The organism is Nocardia sp. NBC_01730 (genome assembly GCF_035920445.1).
Lineage (GTDB): Bacteria > Actinomycetota > Actinomycetes > Mycobacteriales > Mycobacteriaceae > Nocardia.
Window position 1 is genome coordinate 4201539 of sequence record NZ_CP109162.1, and the last position, 14629, is coordinate 4216167.

23 protein-coding genes and 2 pseudogenes are annotated in these 14629 nt (G+C 65.0%); 16 read left to right on the plus strand and 9 right to left on the minus strand.

All coding sequences use genetic code 11. From position 1 onward, the window contains the following. Positions 1 to 58: 58 nt before the first annotated feature. Complete coding sequence (locus OHB12_RS16685; RefSeq protein ID WP_327120575.1) at positions 59 to 442, plus strand: hypothetical protein; 384 nt, start codon at positions 59 to 61, stop codon at positions 440 to 442. A 313-nt stretch (positions 443 to 755) separates the two neighbouring features. Here the strand turns inward: OHB12_RS16685 and OHB12_RS16690 are convergent, their stop codons facing one another. After that, on the minus strand, positions 756 to 986 hold the full coding sequence (locus tag OHB12_RS16690; protein WP_327121818.1) for a hypothetical protein: 231 nt from the start codon (positions 984 to 986) through the stop codon (positions 756 to 758). A 29-nt stretch (positions 987 to 1015) separates the two neighbouring features. After that, positions 1016 to 1360, minus strand: coding sequence for a hypothetical protein (locus tag OHB12_RS16695; protein ID WP_327120577.1), 345 nt, complete (start codon positions 1358 to 1360; stop codon positions 1016 to 1018). A gap of 3 nt (positions 1361 to 1363) precedes the next feature. Between OHB12_RS16695 and OHB12_RS16700 the strand changes: the two genes are divergently transcribed. After that, on the plus strand, positions 1364 to 1489 hold the full coding sequence (locus OHB12_RS16700) for a hypothetical protein (RefSeq protein ID WP_327120579.1): 126 nt from the start codon (positions 1364 to 1366) through the stop codon (positions 1487 to 1489). Positions 1490 to 1774: 285 nt separating this feature from the next. Continuing rightward, positions 1775 to 2347 carry a TetR/AcrR family transcriptional regulator gene (locus tag OHB12_RS16705; protein WP_327120581.1) on the plus strand — a complete coding sequence of 191 codons (573 nt, stop codon included), beginning with the start codon at positions 1775 to 1777 and terminating at the stop codon, positions 2345 to 2347. A gap of 334 nt (positions 2348 to 2681) precedes the next feature. On the opposite strand, the gene OHB12_RS16710 is transcribed toward OHB12_RS16705, so the two are convergent. Continuing rightward, positions 2682 to 2885 (minus strand): hypothetical protein, encoded by a 204-nt coding sequence (locus tag OHB12_RS16710; RefSeq protein ID WP_327120583.1) that lies wholly within the window; start codon positions 2883 to 2885, stop codon positions 2682 to 2684. Positions 2886 to 3016: 131 nt separating this feature from the next. Between OHB12_RS16710 and OHB12_RS16715 the strand changes: the two genes are divergently transcribed. Then, on the plus strand, positions 3017 to 3493 hold the full coding sequence (locus OHB12_RS16715; protein WP_327120585.1) for a DUF1772 domain-containing protein: 477 nt from the start codon (positions 3017 to 3019) through the stop codon (positions 3491 to 3493). 2 nt (positions 3494 to 3495) lie between these two features. On the opposite strand, the gene OHB12_RS16720 is transcribed toward OHB12_RS16715, so the two are convergent. Beyond that, on the minus strand, positions 3496 to 3687 hold the full coding sequence (locus tag OHB12_RS16720) for a hypothetical protein (RefSeq protein ID WP_327120587.1): 192 nt from the start codon (positions 3685 to 3687) through the stop codon (positions 3496 to 3498). Positions 3688 to 3831: 144 nt separating this feature from the next. Here OHB12_RS16720 and OHB12_RS16725 point away from each other — a divergent pair, with 144 nt between their 5' ends. Together OHB12_RS16725 and OHB12_RS16730 are read left to right on the plus strand one after the other, a co-directional pair. After that, positions 3832 to 4230 carry a PPOX class F420-dependent oxidoreductase gene (locus tag OHB12_RS16725; RefSeq protein ID WP_327120589.1) on the plus strand — a complete coding sequence of 133 codons (399 nt, stop codon included), beginning with the start codon at positions 3832 to 3834 and terminating at the stop codon, positions 4228 to 4230. A 707-nt stretch (positions 4231 to 4937) separates the two neighbouring features. After that, the gene (locus OHB12_RS16730; RefSeq protein WP_327120591.1) at positions 4938 to 5321 is read left to right on the plus strand and encodes a hypothetical protein; all 384 of its coding nucleotides are present in this window, start codon (positions 4938 to 4940) and stop codon (positions 5319 to 5321) included. A gap of 153 nt (positions 5322 to 5474) precedes the next feature. On the opposite strand, the gene OHB12_RS16735 is transcribed toward OHB12_RS16730, so the two are convergent. Then, positions 5475 to 5813: a hypothetical protein gene (locus tag OHB12_RS16735; RefSeq protein WP_327120593.1), complete on the minus strand. Its 339-nt coding sequence runs from the start codon at positions 5811 to 5813 to the stop codon at positions 5475 to 5477. Between the two features lie 254 nt (positions 5814 to 6067). Here OHB12_RS16735 and OHB12_RS16740 point away from each other — a divergent pair, with 254 nt between their 5' ends. The 6 genes and pseudogenes from OHB12_RS16740 to OHB12_RS36335 form a co-directional block, all read left to right on the plus strand. Further along, a complete protein-coding gene (locus OHB12_RS16740) occupies positions 6068 to 6598 on the plus strand; it encodes a carbohydrate kinase family protein (RefSeq protein WP_327120595.1) in 531 nt (176 codons plus the stop codon). Positions 6599 to 6675: 77 nt separating this feature from the next. Then, positions 6676 to 7698 carry an NADP-dependent oxidoreductase gene (locus OHB12_RS16745; protein WP_327120597.1) on the plus strand — a complete coding sequence of 341 codons (1023 nt, stop codon included), beginning with the start codon at positions 6676 to 6678 and terminating at the stop codon, positions 7696 to 7698. Between the two features lie 179 nt (positions 7699 to 7877). Continuing rightward, complete coding sequence (locus OHB12_RS36330) at positions 7878 to 8294, plus strand: tyrosine-type recombinase/integrase (RefSeq protein WP_442800052.1); 417 nt, start codon at positions 7878 to 7880, stop codon at positions 8292 to 8294. 101 nt (positions 8295 to 8395) lie between these two features. Further along, positions 8396 to 8551 carry a hypothetical protein gene (locus tag OHB12_RS16750; protein ID WP_327120599.1) on the plus strand — a complete coding sequence of 52 codons (156 nt, stop codon included), beginning with the start codon at positions 8396 to 8398 and terminating at the stop codon, positions 8549 to 8551. After that, complete coding sequence (locus OHB12_RS16755; RefSeq protein WP_327120600.1) at positions 8548 to 9771, plus strand: FAD-dependent monooxygenase; 1224 nt, start codon at positions 8548 to 8550, stop codon at positions 9769 to 9771. The genes OHB12_RS16750 and OHB12_RS16755 overlap by 4 nt, the downstream gene beginning before the upstream one ends. A gap of 85 nt (positions 9772 to 9856) precedes the next feature. Next, positions 9857 to 10246, plus strand: a pseudogene (locus tag OHB12_RS36335) (hypothetical protein); the annotation flags it as partial. A 90-nt stretch (positions 10247 to 10336) separates the two neighbouring features. On the opposite strand, the pseudogene OHB12_RS36340 reads toward OHB12_RS36335, so the two are convergent. Continuing rightward, positions 10337 to 10576, minus strand: a pseudogene (locus OHB12_RS36340) (IS110 family transposase); the annotation flags it as partial. Positions 10577 to 10701: 125 nt separating this feature from the next. Continuing rightward, positions 10702 to 11058 carry a hypothetical protein gene (locus OHB12_RS36345; RefSeq protein WP_442800103.1) on the minus strand — a complete coding sequence of 119 codons (357 nt, stop codon included), beginning with the start codon at positions 11056 to 11058 and terminating at the stop codon, positions 10702 to 10704. 380 nt (positions 11059 to 11438) lie between these two features. Here OHB12_RS36345 and OHB12_RS16770 point away from each other — a divergent pair, with 380 nt between their 5' ends. Genes OHB12_RS16770 through OHB12_RS16785 form a run of 4 tightly spaced genes read left to right on the plus strand, consistent with a single transcriptional unit; the run spans position 11439 to position 12928 of the window. Then, on the plus strand, positions 11439 to 12041 hold the full coding sequence (locus OHB12_RS16770) for a hypothetical protein (protein ID WP_327120604.1): 603 nt from the start codon (positions 11439 to 11441) through the stop codon (positions 12039 to 12041). 23 nt (positions 12042 to 12064) lie between these two features. Beyond that, positions 12065 to 12220 (plus strand): hypothetical protein, encoded by a 156-nt coding sequence (locus tag OHB12_RS16775; protein WP_327120605.1) that lies wholly within the window; start codon positions 12065 to 12067, stop codon positions 12218 to 12220. Between the two features lie 4 nt (positions 12221 to 12224). Beyond that, positions 12225 to 12533 (plus strand): hypothetical protein, encoded by a 309-nt coding sequence (locus OHB12_RS16780; RefSeq protein WP_327120606.1) that lies wholly within the window; start codon positions 12225 to 12227, stop codon positions 12531 to 12533. Positions 12534 to 12559: 26 nt separating this feature from the next. Continuing rightward, positions 12560 to 12928, plus strand: a complete 369-nt coding sequence (locus OHB12_RS16785) for a hypothetical protein (protein ID WP_327120608.1) — start codon at positions 12560 to 12562, stop codon at positions 12926 to 12928. Between the two features lie 96 nt (positions 12929 to 13024). On the opposite strand, the gene OHB12_RS16790 is transcribed toward OHB12_RS16785, so the two are convergent. Then, positions 13025 to 13276 carry a hypothetical protein gene (locus tag OHB12_RS16790; RefSeq protein WP_327120610.1) on the minus strand — a complete coding sequence of 84 codons (252 nt, stop codon included), beginning with the start codon at positions 13274 to 13276 and terminating at the stop codon, positions 13025 to 13027. Positions 13277 to 13328: 52 nt separating this feature from the next. Next, a complete protein-coding gene (locus tag OHB12_RS16795; RefSeq protein ID WP_442800104.1) occupies positions 13329 to 14612 on the minus strand; it encodes a cytochrome P450 in 1284 nt (427 codons plus the stop codon). Between the last annotated feature and the right edge of the window lie 17 nt (positions 14613 to 14629).

The following is a 14629-nucleotide window of genomic DNA, read 5'->3' on the forward strand; positions in this document are numbered from 1 at the left end:
ACCGTCACCCCGAAGGCCGACGACGCCAGCCGCTGATCATCGCTCGTACAGTCGGTGCATGGCATTGCAGTTCGACATACAACCCGCCCCGCCGCTGCAGTTGACGCCGAGCTGCACGATCTACACCGGCACAGTGCGGCTCGCAATGACAGGCAGGTTCATCCAGTCCCTAAAAGCACCGGCCGACGAGTTCGGCGTCTTTGTTCCGGATGTCCCGCCGCTGCTCGACGGCGCGCCCGAACCCCGTGTGTGGGCCGACGCGTATGTCATGAGCACGGTATCCGCACCTGCCAGCGGCTTTCCGTCTGGTGTCGAATATGTGCGGGCTACGTACCTGGCGGATCCACGCGGCGGCGACTCCCGGTGGCTGCATCTCGGCGGTGCCGCGTACATCACCAAGGGAATCGCCCTCAGCTACCGGCTCACCGTACAGACCACGTAGGGCCAGCCAGGCCTCAGTCGCGCGCCTGGCATGACCTCCGGCGCAGCGGCCAATGCACCCTCATAGTCCAGAGACGGCGGCAGGACCAGCCCGCCCCACCGCCGCTGAAACTCGACGACACGGTCGACCTGCGTTGCGGGAATACCGATTTCGAGCCACCGGTTGATGAAGGCTTGTGCTGTTTGCAGGTTCGCGGGTCGCTTGGACTGTCTTCTGCCGCGTTTGGTCCGGGCGGGCCGGGGGCTGCTGTTCCTCGACGAGCTGTCCACCGCGCCGCCCGCCGTGCAGGCTGCTGCTGGGCAGCGGGTCGGCCTCAATGGCGGGTTGCTTGTCGCCGTTGTAGCCAGCAGCAGTTCGAGGTCCTCACCGCGCCACAGGGCCTTTTGGTGAAGAGGGTGAAGTCCCGGCGCGACAGGCGGCGTAGCGCGGGCTGCCAGGCGTTCTTGTAGTGGTAGGCGGTGACGGATGTGTCGTTGTGGGTGCGGAACAGCAGCGCGTCGCCCGGGCGCGCCAGATCTAGCCGCGCCACGGTTTCCAGCGGCACGTTGACCGTGCGGATGCCGCGCTTGGGTTTCAGCTTGCCAGCCGCAGGCGGGTGCCGTCGTCCTTCCCCGCCTTGTTGATCCGCACCGCGCCGGTCTCGGGGTCGATGTCGCGCACCAGCAGCGCGCCGACCTCGCTGGGCCGCGCCATGGACACCAACCCGAACTCGGCCTGCGGGCGCCACCGTTCCAGCAGTAGCTGCTCGAACAGCTCCCATTCGTCGTTGGTGAAGATGTCGTTCGCTGAACTACGCGGCCCGACGATTCGATGGCTTCGGGAATACCGTTCCGGCGTGGTGTGGGTGGTCCAGGGACGGCAGCACGGTGCGGCTGTGCTGGTTTCTGACACCAGTTCGGTACCAGCCCAGGAGGCCAACTCATGACCCAGATCCTTCGTAAGGCTCTGCTGATCACCATCACGCTGCCGTGCGGCGTTATCGTCGCGATCATCGCCGGTCTACTCACCTACTTTGGCGGCGGGGCACATCACCACCGTGATCCGTGACGGCGGCGTTGCGTTCGCCGGCACCACCACTTTCCTCCTGGTGGTGATGACCTATCTCGGTGCCCTGTGACCGCCGCATAACTCCGCGGTTAGATCACCGAACAGGGTCCCAGTGGCCCGGCCACCGCTCCAGGTGGGCGGGCAGCGCCCTGTCCGGGCTGGACAGGCTGGAGTGTCCATGAATCGATCGATTCTCAACACCCGCCTTCGGTGGCACAGTGTCTAGCAATGCTATTGCACCAAATCTAGTGACACTAGATTATCAAGCGATGCTATAGTCGGCCTATGGGGATCCAGACGCGACGAGAACGGGAACGGGCCGAACGGCACCGGCTGATCATCGACACCGCTCGGGAGTTGGCCGAGTCGCAGGGCTGGGACGCGGTGACTGTGCGCAGGCTGGCGGAACGGATCGAATACAGCCAGCCTGTGCTGTATTCGCACTTCGCGGGCAAGGACGAGATCGTCACGGCGGTCGCAGAGGAAGGCATCGCGGAAATGGCCGCGTGGAGCCGCACGGCGTTGGAGTCCGCGGGCGGCGAGCCGCGCGCAGCGTTGGCGGCGGTGGCGCGGTCCTACCTCGACTTCGCGACCGCGCGGCCCGCGCTCTACGACGCGATGTTCCTGATGAAGGTGAACCTCGCGTTCGGCGAGAATGCCTCGCAGCCGCTGCGGGACGCGTTCGCCGTCATGTTCGCCGCCTTCTCACCGTTCGCGGGCGAGCACGATCCGGAGACCTTCACCGAGGTCGGCTGGAGCGCCCTGCACGGCCTGGCGACCCTGGACCGCGGTGGACGTCTGCGGCCGGCTCAGCGGGACGCCCGCCTGGCGGTATTGGTCGACCAGTGGACCCGGTAGACCTCTGCCGTGGTGAGCGCATCGATCTGAGAGTCGTAATTTCTGCCCGACCCGCGCGTATCCGAACCGAGTCATGCCCAGAACTGTCCCCCAAGGGGCCGACATCCCTGGTTTCGTCCCGTAGATTCCGCACACGGGTTGTGACCCGTTTCGCGGTTTCGGCGAGCTGCGGTTTCGCGATTCCGGTGCACCGAATCTAGCTTGGGTCAGAAGCGACCACTTTTGACCCATCGCATCGCGCGGTATGCGGCAGATGAGTGCGTTTCTGCGGGTGGCCTCGGTGCGTGGCAGTGGTGCCGCCGCCTGGGCTGCAGCACCATCACTGGGCGGCAGGTCAGCTCACCGGCGTCAAGGCGGGGGGTGTCAGGTGCCGTCGATCGCCGACCCCGACGCGGTCAGTTTGCCCGCAACCCCGGTCGACGAGGACAGGAACCGTAATGAGCCCCAGCACCACCAGCGGAACCAGCAGGCCGAAGATCTGCCAGCGTTCGGTGACCGGCTTGCCGGGCGACAGCGTCCGCTCGGCCGAAACGGGCATGTGCAGCTTGCTGTTCCGAGCGCGATCCCGCGGTAGCGATCCAAAATCTAGCAAGGCTAGACAAAATAGCGGACGAATGTTACCGTTGCTCCAGTTTCTAACTCTGCTAGGATTCGGGAAAGGGAGCCCAAATGCTCATTGTCACCGGCCAGATCATCGCCGCCGCCGCCGTTCTCTCCAATGCCGTCGTCTACGGCACCGATGTCTGCGGGGCCGTGATCATGCGGTCGGTGTACCGCAAGCTCGATGACGCGACCGTGACCATGAGTGCGGGATGGGGTCACTACTACGGCGACAAGCGCATGCCGGTTGTCGGTGTGGGCGGTATGGTCACCGCGGTGCTCACGCTGCTGATCGCGCTGTTGGCCGGGCAGATCGGCGCCGCTGTCGCGGCGGGGATCACGGTGGCGGCACTGTTCACCTGGCTCGCCTTCTACGTCCGCATCGCCAAGCCGATCAATTCCCAGCAGACCGCCGCTGCGCAGAGCGGCATCATTCCGGCCAATGCCCGTGCACTGCAGGACAAGTGGGACAGCATTCTGAAGTACCGGGTCACCCTGCAGTTCATTGCCATTGCCGGACTGTGCGCCGCGCTGATCCTGTTCTGACCTCAGAGCACGGGGTAGGCGGTGTCGCGCGTGAGTAGGTGGGGTGGTCGGTGCACCAGCAGAAACAGGCGCAGCTCGGATTTGGTGCGCGGTCGCGAGACCGCGGAGAAGCGAGCCAGGCGGGCGAGGCCGGCCAGCCGCAGTACGAGTTCGTCACCAGCGAAGCTGACATCGAGATCGGAGGAGGTAGCCATCCTCCACGATGTCGCGGTCCCGCTGAACCGCCGACGCAAGACGCGCGGGACGCGGCAGGCGACAGCTTGCGCTTCCTGCACCCAACAACTTCCGGCTGATCGCCGGGGCACACCTGATATCGAATTCACTGAGGAGTAACTGACATGACCTTCACCATCAACGAACAGCAGTTCCTCGCGGATGCCGGGATCGGTCGGCTGGCCACGGTTTCGCCCGACGGCGTTGTGCAGAATAACCCGACCAGCTATCGGGTGAACGCCGACGGCACGATCGACATCGGGGGCATCCGGATGCGTGCCAGTCGAAAGTACCGCAATGTCGAGGCGGGCAGCCGGGTGTCGTTCGTCATCGACCAACAGGTTTCATTGGAGCCATACGTAATTCGCGGCATCGAGGTACGCGGCACGGCCAAGGCGCTCGATGACGAGGAGCCACCGTTCCAACCCCAGGAACGCGCGGTCATCCGAATTCACCCCGAACGGGTCATCTCCTGGGGCATCGACGGCGGATCCTTCGACTTCACCAGTCGCGGCGCCGAGTAGTCAGGCATCGTGGGCGATCCCACAAGAAAGGCCGTCACCGACCGTCCGGTAGTGAGCGGAATAGACCGCGTCAGCGAGTGAGACCGGGCACCACGACATCGGTTACGCCGACCTTCGCTACGGTAGCGGGGATCTGATTCAGCAGGGCCATCGGTCACTGACGGCACAATTCCCTTGCACCGCTGGAGGAGACGTCGCAGTGCAAACTGGTCAGGTACCCGCCTCGAACCTTCGCTTATCGGCGGTCAGGAATCCAATGTGGTTCGTGTCTGCTTGTTTTGATTCCGCACGACCACCCGGAATCTCCGATCGTTGTGGAAGGGGCTGACAATGTGTGGCTGGCGACGTCGGGAAATGCGGGGATGTTGAGGAAGACGAGGCCTGCAGGTCAGCTACAGCGGCGTCAACAAAAGGCTCGCCCAGATCTATGCCACGGTCCGGAGCAAGGCCGTGCGATCGCGGAGTGAACGCCGAATAGTGCCAGCCACAACCGCCGTAGGAGTGATACCAGCGTCGGCGGGGCCGGGAGACGACGTCGTGGAAGATCTCGACAAGGTCGAACAAGGTGGCTTCGTCCCAAGCCGCGGGGCGGGGAGACCACAGGTTCTTAGGCCCCAAAGTGTTCCGATGTCGTCTGATACTCGGACACGCCAATCACCGTCGATCCAGGTCATCGGCCAGGTCGAGATCGTGTACCCGATGTCGTCGTGGGTGGCGAACTGCACGACCGCGAGGTCGTCGCGGTAGCCGGGCTGAATCCGGACGCCGTCGGGGACCACAACGTAGCGTGCGGCGTCGCGGGTGCGCTCGCGCGAACGTGCAAACCGATCCAGCAGCGCCTGCCCTCCGCCGTAGTAGCGTTCGCGCACCACCTTCCGCCACACACCATCGGGGGCGGCCAGCACACGAGCGAGCGCGTCGGAGGCGGCCGCGGCGAAATCGCCTCAGATACAACAGCGGGTGGCCTCGCGCTGGATCTCGGCGATCTCGCGATCGACGGTGGCCGGGTCAGTGAGGTCGGCGAGCAGATCGCCAGTATCGTCGGCGACGGCCGCCAGTTCAGCGCCCAATTGCCCGTAGCGGTCCAGTAGCCCAACCAGGGTCGCCATGCCATCGCTGAGCGGCCGCAGCGACGGCTTTCAGCATCGGAATTCCATTCCAACCCTTCCGATCTCATTCCGTTCGCACAGGAATGGAATGAAATGGAATGGATTTGCTCGGTGCAGACGTCGAATGGGCGACGGTCAGGCGGCAAGGGCAATCAGGCCGGCACGTACGCGGGGCAAACGACCCGCGATGACCCGCGCAGCCGATTCACTGGCGTCCCGATCGATATGGCCATAGCGGCGGTCGGTGGTGGTAACCGATTCGTGCCCGGCATCGCGGGACAGGACGAAGATCAGTACGCCATCCTGCAGCTTCCACGAAATGCCGGTGTGGCGAAGCATGTAGGGGCTCAGATGCTTGGTGCGGAGCGTGGCGACAGCGGTGCCGTGCCGCTCGAGCAGGTCCTCGGGATTCGCGCCCCGCCAGAGTGCCTTCTTAGCGAAGGAAGTGAAATCCCGCCATGCCAGCCCCTCCAATCAGCGCAGCGCCGGCTGCCATGCCTTCCGGTGGAAGTAGGCCGCGGTGATCGGGGTGTCGTTGACCGTGTGAAACAACAATTCTTCGCTCGGGCGCGGCAGGTTCAACCGATCAAGCGTCTCCAGCGGCACGTCAACGGTGCGAATCCCCCTCGCAGACTTAGGTTTACCGAATTTGAGGCGAGAGCCGCCATCCTTCCACGCCCTATTGATGCGCACTTCCCCCTGGCACCGACATCGGCGATGATCCAGCGTTGCCACGGCACCAGCGGGTCACGCACCTCACACCCGGTACGCTCATCGTCGCCGTCGATGTCGACGCCCCCGGAGTGCGGGCCGCGCTGGCTTCCACCGATATCTTCGCGCCCAACGCCGAGGAAGCACTGCGGCTGACCAGGGCACCGACCATGGACGATGCGATATCGCGGCTGAACGAACTTGTGCCGACCGTGGTGATCAAACTCGGCAGCGCCGAAGCCACCGCAACACACAACGGCGAACGTTACGACGCTGCCGCACCACCGATTTCGGCTCTGGATACCACCAGCGCCGGTGACTGCTTCAACGTCGGTTTCGTTCATGGCCTGCTCGCCGGCTGGCCGCCGGCGAAATGCCTCGCCGCCGCCGTGGCATGCGGAACGGCAGCCACCACCGGCCCAGGGTCCAGCACGGCTCCGGGGACCGCCGACCTCGAGCGGTGGCTCGCGCGAACCACAATATCGAGTTGCGCGGCTGGGACCCGCGAACAACGCTGGCCAACAGTTCAGCCCCCCGCAACGCACTGAAATGCCGAATGTCGTGCGTTTTCGCGCGGGAGTAGATGAGGTCGAGCGGCGGGGTGTAGGCGATCTAGTATCGCCTGGTGGTGGATGTGGTGAACAGGCAATGGGTGTTGGGGCGGCGGCCGGTAGGGGCGCTGCGGGACAAGGACTTCGAGTTGAGGAGTGTGCCGGTGCCGGTTCCGGGGCCGGGGGAGGCCTTGATTCGGGTGCATTGGCTGGGGATCGATCCCACCCAGCGGGGCTGGCTCAATGAGGCTGACAACTATATTGACGCCGTGCCGGTCGGCGCGGTGATGCGTGGTAGTGGTGTCGGGCAGGTGGTGCGCTCGAACGATCCGGATTGTCCAGTGGGTAGCTGGGTCGCGGGAATGGTGGGGTGGCAGGACTATGTCGTCCGGTCGGCGGGCGGGTTGTTCGGGTTGAACGTGGTGCCCGACGGTGTGCCGCCTACGTCGATGCTGAGTCTGTTCGGAGCGCCGGGTTTGACCGCGTACTTCGGTATGACGGATATCGGCCGTCCCGAGCCCGGCCAGACGGTGCTGGTTTCGGCGGCGGCCGGTGTCACCGGGTCCATCGCGGGGCAGATCGCAAAGGTTTTGGGCTGCACGGTTATCGGTATCGCCGGCGGCCCGGATAAGTGCTCCTGGATCACCGAGCATGCGGGTCTGGATGCCGCCCTCGACTACAAACACGACGATGTCGATGCCTGTTTGACCCGTCTTGCCCCCAACGGCGTCGACGTCTTCTTCGACGGTGTGGGCGGCAGTATCCTCGAGCATGGTTTGGCGCACCTGGCCTGTCGTGCGCGTGTCGTCCTGGCCGGGGCCATCTCTTCCGGGTATCAGGGCGCCGATCCGGCATGTGGGCCGCGGAACTATATGAGGCTGGCGCTGGACCGGGCGCGTATGGAAGGGTTCATCTTCCTCGATTACCTCGACCGTTTTCCGGAAGCCTTCATGGCATTGCGTGACTGGCAGGCCCAGGGAGCGATCACCATTGCCGAGACCGTCAGCAGTGGACTGGAATCCGCGCCGAGCGCGTTGCGTGCCGTCTTCGAGGGTCGTAACCTCGGCAAGCAGCTGGTCAAGATCTCAGAGTCCTGACACATGACGGACATGAGATATGGATGCCTCCAGGCCTCCCGAATGTACTGATCAGCCGCATCTCGCGCTGACCGGACCGGCTGCCTGGCACCTCGGAAGATCAACGGGCTGCGGACATCCGGTTCCAGCCGGACGCACGCTATTGCTGCGACCCGGGCTCGAAGCTCGTTCTGATCCCGTTGCCGCCAGCGGTCGGACGAGCGATCGACCGCGCCACCGGTGACCGCGACCACGGACCGATCCTGCTCAATACTCGAGGACGACGCATGGATCGGCATTGCGCCACACGACGACTGCGCCGCCTGACCCAGGATTCGGCGATTCGCCTACCACGGATGCACCCGCACATGCTGCGCCACACCTTCGTCACCACCATGCTCGATGCCGGAGTCGACCTACGAGCGTCCAGATCGCTGCCCACCACGCTGACCCTCGCACCACCATGCGCTATGACGGTGCTCGGACCAATCTCGACCGCCACCCGAATTGCATCCTCGCCGCCTACATGGCCTCGGGCACATAACAACTCAACACGCGCACATGCCGAATTCAGGGTGTTCGCAGGAGCGTGGACACCATCTCGGCTGCACCGATGAATTTCGAGTGGATCCGTCGTCGACACCTTTGGATACACCGACAGCGGTGGGCCTGTGCTGGGACCGTCCCAGCGCGGGAAGAAATACATGGAGGCATTGGGATGCGGAAGTCGATTCTGGGCTTTTACGTCTCGCTCGACAGCGAAAGCGCTGACGCGGACAACGGAATTCGGGACGTCATGATGAGTGTCGACGATCCCGAGCAGGAGCAAACGATCCGGACAGTGATCCGGACGGGTGAGCAGGGGCTTCAGTGAGTGGTATCAGGGTGTTGGTGGCGGGGGCGAGCATCGCGGGGCCCGCGCTGGCCCACTGGCTGCGCCGGCGGGGGGCTGAGGTGACCGTGGTGGAGCGGGCCCCCGAGCTGCGTCCGGGTGGGCAGGCGGTGGACGCGCGCGGGGTGGCCAAGGAGGTCATCCGACGCATGGGGCTGGACGCGGCGGTGCGGGCGGCCTGCACCGAGACCATCGGCGCGTACACCGTGGACGTGGATGGGAACGTGCTGGAGACCTTCCGCGCGGACGACGACGGCGGCGACGGGTTCATCGCGGAAATCGAGATCCTGCGCGGGGACTTGTCCCGGGTGCTCTACGACGACACCCGCGATGGTGTCGAGTACGTCTTCGGAGACCGGATCGCCGAGCTCACCCAGGACGCGGACGGGGTCGACGTGACCTTCTCGGGCGGCGACCGGCGGCGTTTCGACCTGGTGGTCGGGGCGGACGGGCTGCACTCGGCGCTGCGAGCAATGGTCTTCGGGCCGCGCGAGCGGTTCGTCCGCCACCTCGGGCACGTGCTGGCCTTCTACAGCGTGCCCAACGAGTTCGGGCTGGACCGCTGGCTGATCGAGTACCAGGAGGCCGGGCGCTCCGCCGGCCTGCGGCCAATCCAGGATGCCACCAGGGCGATGGCCATGTTCTCCTTCCCCTCGGCCGACCTCGACGTCGACTACCGCGACGTCGAGGCCCAGAAGCGCCTGCTGCGCGAGCGGATGGCCGGCCTGGGCTGGTTGACCGCGGGCATCCTCGCGCACCTGGACGACACCCCGGACTTCTACCTCGACCAGGTCGCCCAGGTAGTGATGGACCGCTGGTCGAGTGGACGGGTCGGGCTGCTCGGGGACGCGGCGTTCAGCTCGTCGCCGATGTCCGGGCAGGGCACCGGGCTGGCCCTGGTCGGCGCCTACCTGCTGGCCGGAGAGCTGGCCGCTGCTGGGTGGGACGCGGAGGCCGGGTTCGCTGGCTACGAGAGGCGGATGCGCTCGTTCGTCGAGGCCAACCAGGAGATCGGCCGGATGCATGCGCGCAGCCGCGATGTCCCCGGGCCGGACGCCGATCCGAGCACGGAGCCCGACGTCGAGTGGCCCACCGAGCTGATCGAGCGCGCCATCAACGGCATCGAGCTGCCCGACTACGCAGCGGTGCCGGACTCCGGGGCTCCGGCCGGACCGCCGATCACCTCGTCGGCCAGCCTGTAGGCCACCAACTCGCGCCGGGGATCATTGTCGTCGGCTACCGCGCACTGCGAACACACTCTATTGCTGCGGAGTACGCGGCCAGTGAATGTCCCATAGTGCCGACGAGCGTGCATATCGGGTCCGACGAAAGACGAGATGCGACACCGGTATCGGCGACCGGCTCGAAGCCGGACGCCGCTACCTGTCGCGTCAGACTGGTAGCGTGCCGACCCGGCCGATATGCCACGCGAAGAACCTGACCGGGCTGACGACGGTCTCCCTGATCGTCAACGCGGTAGCCAACCTCTGCACCCATCCTGACCAACTGGCGCTCGTCCGCCGCGGCGTCGTGGGCTGGGATGCGGTGGTCGAGGAGACCCTGCGTTACTCCGCACCGAACTCGAACTTCCTCATCCGGTTCGCCACCGAGGACGTACCCGTCGGCGACATGGTGATCAGGAGCGGCGAGGCCCTCATCGTCTCCTATGGTGCGATCGGCCGCGACGAACTGAATCCCCCCGGTGAGTCCGGAGACAAGCCGGGGGGATTCAGTGCCGCTCCAGGACGCGAACCGGTCCCGGTCTCGGAATCGGTGGATGTCACCGACATCGGCCAGGAGCCGCGCCGCGCCGGCCGGTCCGATGCCGTGGAGGTCGGTCAGCGTAGAGCCGCGTTCGGCGACGAGTTGGCGCAGTTCTTTGTCCGCAGCCTTGGTCTTTCGGTCGATGGCTTCGAGTTCGCCGATCAACTCGACCACCAGGCGGCGCCGGACCTTACCTGCCGGATCACGGGGTTTGACGGTGGCGACCAGCTGGCGTGCCTGCATCGCGGTCAGGAACTTCTTCGCCCCACCGGGCAATAGTTCCAGCAGCAACCGGTGCAGCCGGTTGACGGTGTCGGTGCGGGCGCGGCCGAGTTCGTCGCGGCGGTCGGCGAGCATGCCCAACGCGATCAGCTCCGAGTCTGCTTGGACACGAAGCAGATTCGGTGACCGCAACGCCGCCAACGCCACCGAATGCGCATCGACCGGGTCGTTTTGCGACCATTGCCTGTCGCGAACACCCGAATCTGTGCCGAGAGTTTCGCTGGCACGTCGATCACGGTTTCACCATCGTGGACCAGGTGATGCGCGATATGTCGGCCGATGCCGTTACAGCCCTCGATCGCCCACACCCGATCCGCGTATCGCTGTGCGGCGGTCAGCATTTCGCTGTAGCCGGTGTTGTCGGTGCTGTGTCGGCCCGTGGCCAGTATCTGGCCGGTGGAGTTGATGATCTCGATCGTGGCTGAGCGTTTGTGCCGATCCATTCCGATGATGACCGCCACCAGTGGCGTCCTTCCCGTGTCGGCGTGTGAGGTCCGTGCAGGAAGGCACCGCTACTTCGAGCTGGGCAAACCCCTCTTCAGCCATTCCCGGCACGGTGACCGGTGAGAGGCAAGCCATTAGAGAGCCACACCAATGACGCAGGCGGGCAGCCGATTAGGGAGCTTCTCACCGGGCACCTGGACCTGATCCTGGCCGGGATCAAGTCCTACCGCCAGTCTTGTACTTATATGCAACCACATACCAGCGGACGTTCTCCACGCAGATCGCCGCACTGAGAGAAACCGCCAATATGGGCGGGAATGTGGGCGAATCCAAGACATGGGCTACGTCCTACGATTCGACCGTCCGTACGGCGATGAGTATGACTGAGCTGCTCGTCACCGCGATGGGCAATTACGCCGGCATCCTGAACCAGCTCGGGTACAACCATGCACTTGCGGATTACGTTGCGGGAACCGGTCGGCCGGAGCCGACGAAACCAGCGGATCTGTACCCGGCCTGGTCGTCGTGTCTGGTGCCGCCGCCCTCGGCAGGCGGGCCCGGTAGCGGCCTGTTCGACGATGTCGGGTTCGCAGTGTCGGCACTCGAGGATTTCGGCGTTTCGATGCCCGACGGGGAGCCGCGCGACCTGCAGACCGCCGCCGATGCCTGGGACAAGCTCGCCTCGTCCGAATCGGGGGTAGGCAATCTACCGACACTGCTCGATCAGCTGGCGAAGAGGTTCGATAGCGAAACCGCTCCCGATGCCTCCCCATGTCGAAGAGGACATCCGGGAGCTGAAACCTCCGCCGAGGGTGTGCTCACCCTCTATAAGGACCTCGCCAAATCCTGCCGCGACCACCGCTCCGCGATTCTGGAGTTCCGGACACAGTTAGTTAGGGCAGCTGCTGGTCGATCTCGCCAAGGATCTGGCGCAAGAAGTCGCCGAGACCGTCGTTCTCGGTGTCATCGCGGGGCGCATTGACAGCCGGGTTCGGTGCAGCGGCGGTGGCCGCAGCCAAGGCAGGCAAGCTCGCGTTGAAGATGAAGAAGTATGTCGACCGAGTGTTGGCTGCCAAACGGGCCGCCAAATTCGCCGACAAGGTCACCGAGACCGGGGAGGATCTCGCGGCAAGACGAGCCGCGCTCGCAGCGTATCGCTGACCTCATGTCGCAGCGCACGGCCGATATCGCCCGGCTCGCGCGCGACAAGTTGAAGAGCTCGCTGGACTATGCGCTCGACAAGGAGGCGATGGGCCACGTCTTCGTACCGAAGCACAAACTGGATGGTCTGGTGAAGTCACTGGGTGGCGAGGAAGCGACGATGAGGAAGCTCATCGAGAGCGTTCAAGGGGTGCCGGACGGTGTGTACAACGGGGCGAACCCACTGGTCCGCACGATCAACGGCCAGACCGTCGAAATTCGCGGCGCCATGATCAACGGTGTCTTCAAGATCGGCACCGCGGACATTCCGTGACGTAGCGCGAGAACCGAGGAGAGGCGATGAGTACTACACCGATTGAGCCGCGGGCCCTGACCGAGCTCGAAACCGGCATCGTGACCAAACTGCTGTCCTCCGGCAAGGCCGGTGCTGGCGACTATCTGGCGCAGATTCCGTTTGCACAGGTCAATGCCACCTGGGGTGTCGGTTCGCCCAGCGTTGATGTGGTGGTGCCCTCTGGCGTGGAGACCGCATCCGGTTCGACGGACGGAATCTTCGCCAGTGGAGCGGTCACCGACCGCAACGGAGCACCGATCGGCGAGGTCATTCTATGGGTCGAGCACGGCAAGCTCAGTGGAATCGAGTACGCCTGGTACACGGATGTGCGTCCACAAACGCTGCCCGAGCCTGCACAGATCGAGGTCTTGTAGATCACCTGCGACATCCGCGGAGGGTGGTCGCGTCGCCGGTAGTCGGCGCGGGCGTTGGCGCAGCGGTCGCGGATCGCGGTGGCGTGTGCAGAGGGGTTACTGGCGCTCGGCGAGCGCGGCGCCCATCGCGTCGCTGTCACCGCTGTCCAGCAGGCCATCGAGCACCACCCACCGGTTGCTGACGTTGTGGTCGCGGGCCGGACAGATCCAGCCCGTTGCGCTCCGGTCTGCCGCAGGGGCGGCGCCGACGGTCGCCGCATGCAGGGCGCCGATCGGATCGGAGGCCGATTTCGCGAGGATTCGGCGAGGGCCAGTCCACTGACGTCGCAGCACCCATCCCGGTCGCATGGCCGCGCTGTTGCGTAGCCCATCCTGGCCAATAGGGCGCCCGACACAGAAGCTAGTCGGCAGTGAGTTTGGCGGGCATGGAGCGGTAGGCGTGCAGGTTGATCAGGCGACGCGGGATCGGCGGGCCGTCCAAGCGCAGATCCGGATAGCGCTCGAAGAGGGTCCGCAGCGCGATGACGCCTTCCATTCGAGCCAGCCGGTATCCCAAGCAGCCGTGCACCCCGCCGCTGAACGCGAGGTGATCCGCGGCGTTGGCCCTGGTCACGTCGAATCGTTCGGGATCGGGGAAGACGCCGGGGTCGTAGTTTGCGCCCGCCAATGACAGTAAGACCAGGGAACCGCGCTTGATGTGCTGATCGGCGATGTCGACGTCACAGTTGGCGATCCGGCCGGTCATCCGCACGGGGCAGTCGTAGCGCAGGATTTCCTCGATCGCGCCCGGCCACAGCTCCGGCTGTGCTATCAGAAGCTTCAGCTGATCCGGATGCCTGGTCAGCAGCGCGATTCCGTTGCCGAGCAGGTTCACCGTCGTCAAGAATCCGGCGTCCAGCAGCAGTGCCGCGTTGGCCATCTGCTCGCGGCGGGTGAGCTCACCACTCGTCACCAGCACAGTGAGCAGGTCATCGCCCGGTTCTGCGGTGAGCTTGTCGATGCGCTGGTCGAAGTACTGCTTGACCTCGGCCAGCTCGTCGGTGGCGTGGCGATACGTGGTCCAGGTCAGTGCTCGGTCGACCAGCGGCGCACTGTTGAAACCCCACTTCAGCATGGTCGAATGCATGTCGGCGGGCAATCCGAGTATCTCGGCGATGATCGCGACGGGCACCTGTGCGGCGAAGTCCTCGATCAGGTCCGGTCGCGGCTTTGATTCCAGGCGTTCGAGTAGGCCATCGGTCACTTCAACGGCCCGTTGCTCCAATTTGGCGATCGCCCTCGGGCTGAATGCCTGCCCGACCAGGCGTCGGTACCGGGTGTGTTCCGGCGGATCGGTCACCAGCATCGAGGGCGGTTCCGCGAGGTTGGGAAGTCCCAAGTCAGTCTTGGTCAATACCCAGCGGATCGGCTTCGGAATGATCGGATGGTTGGGCGTGACCACGCCGAAGCGATTGTCTCGCAGGATGAGACGGCACAAATCGTAGTCCGTGGTGACGTGCGCTCCCGATAGCTTGGGCAGACGGCCCCGCTGTCGGATCTCCTCGATGAACGGCGACACGCCGAGCAAGCGATCGTCGCCGAAGGCGATTTGTGCGAGCGGATCGCCCCGACGCGCCGACCACAGCAGATAGGACCGCATCAGGCCGTGCAGCAGCAGCCACCGAATCCACGCGCGAGTCAACATTACCGCCTTTCGGTCCG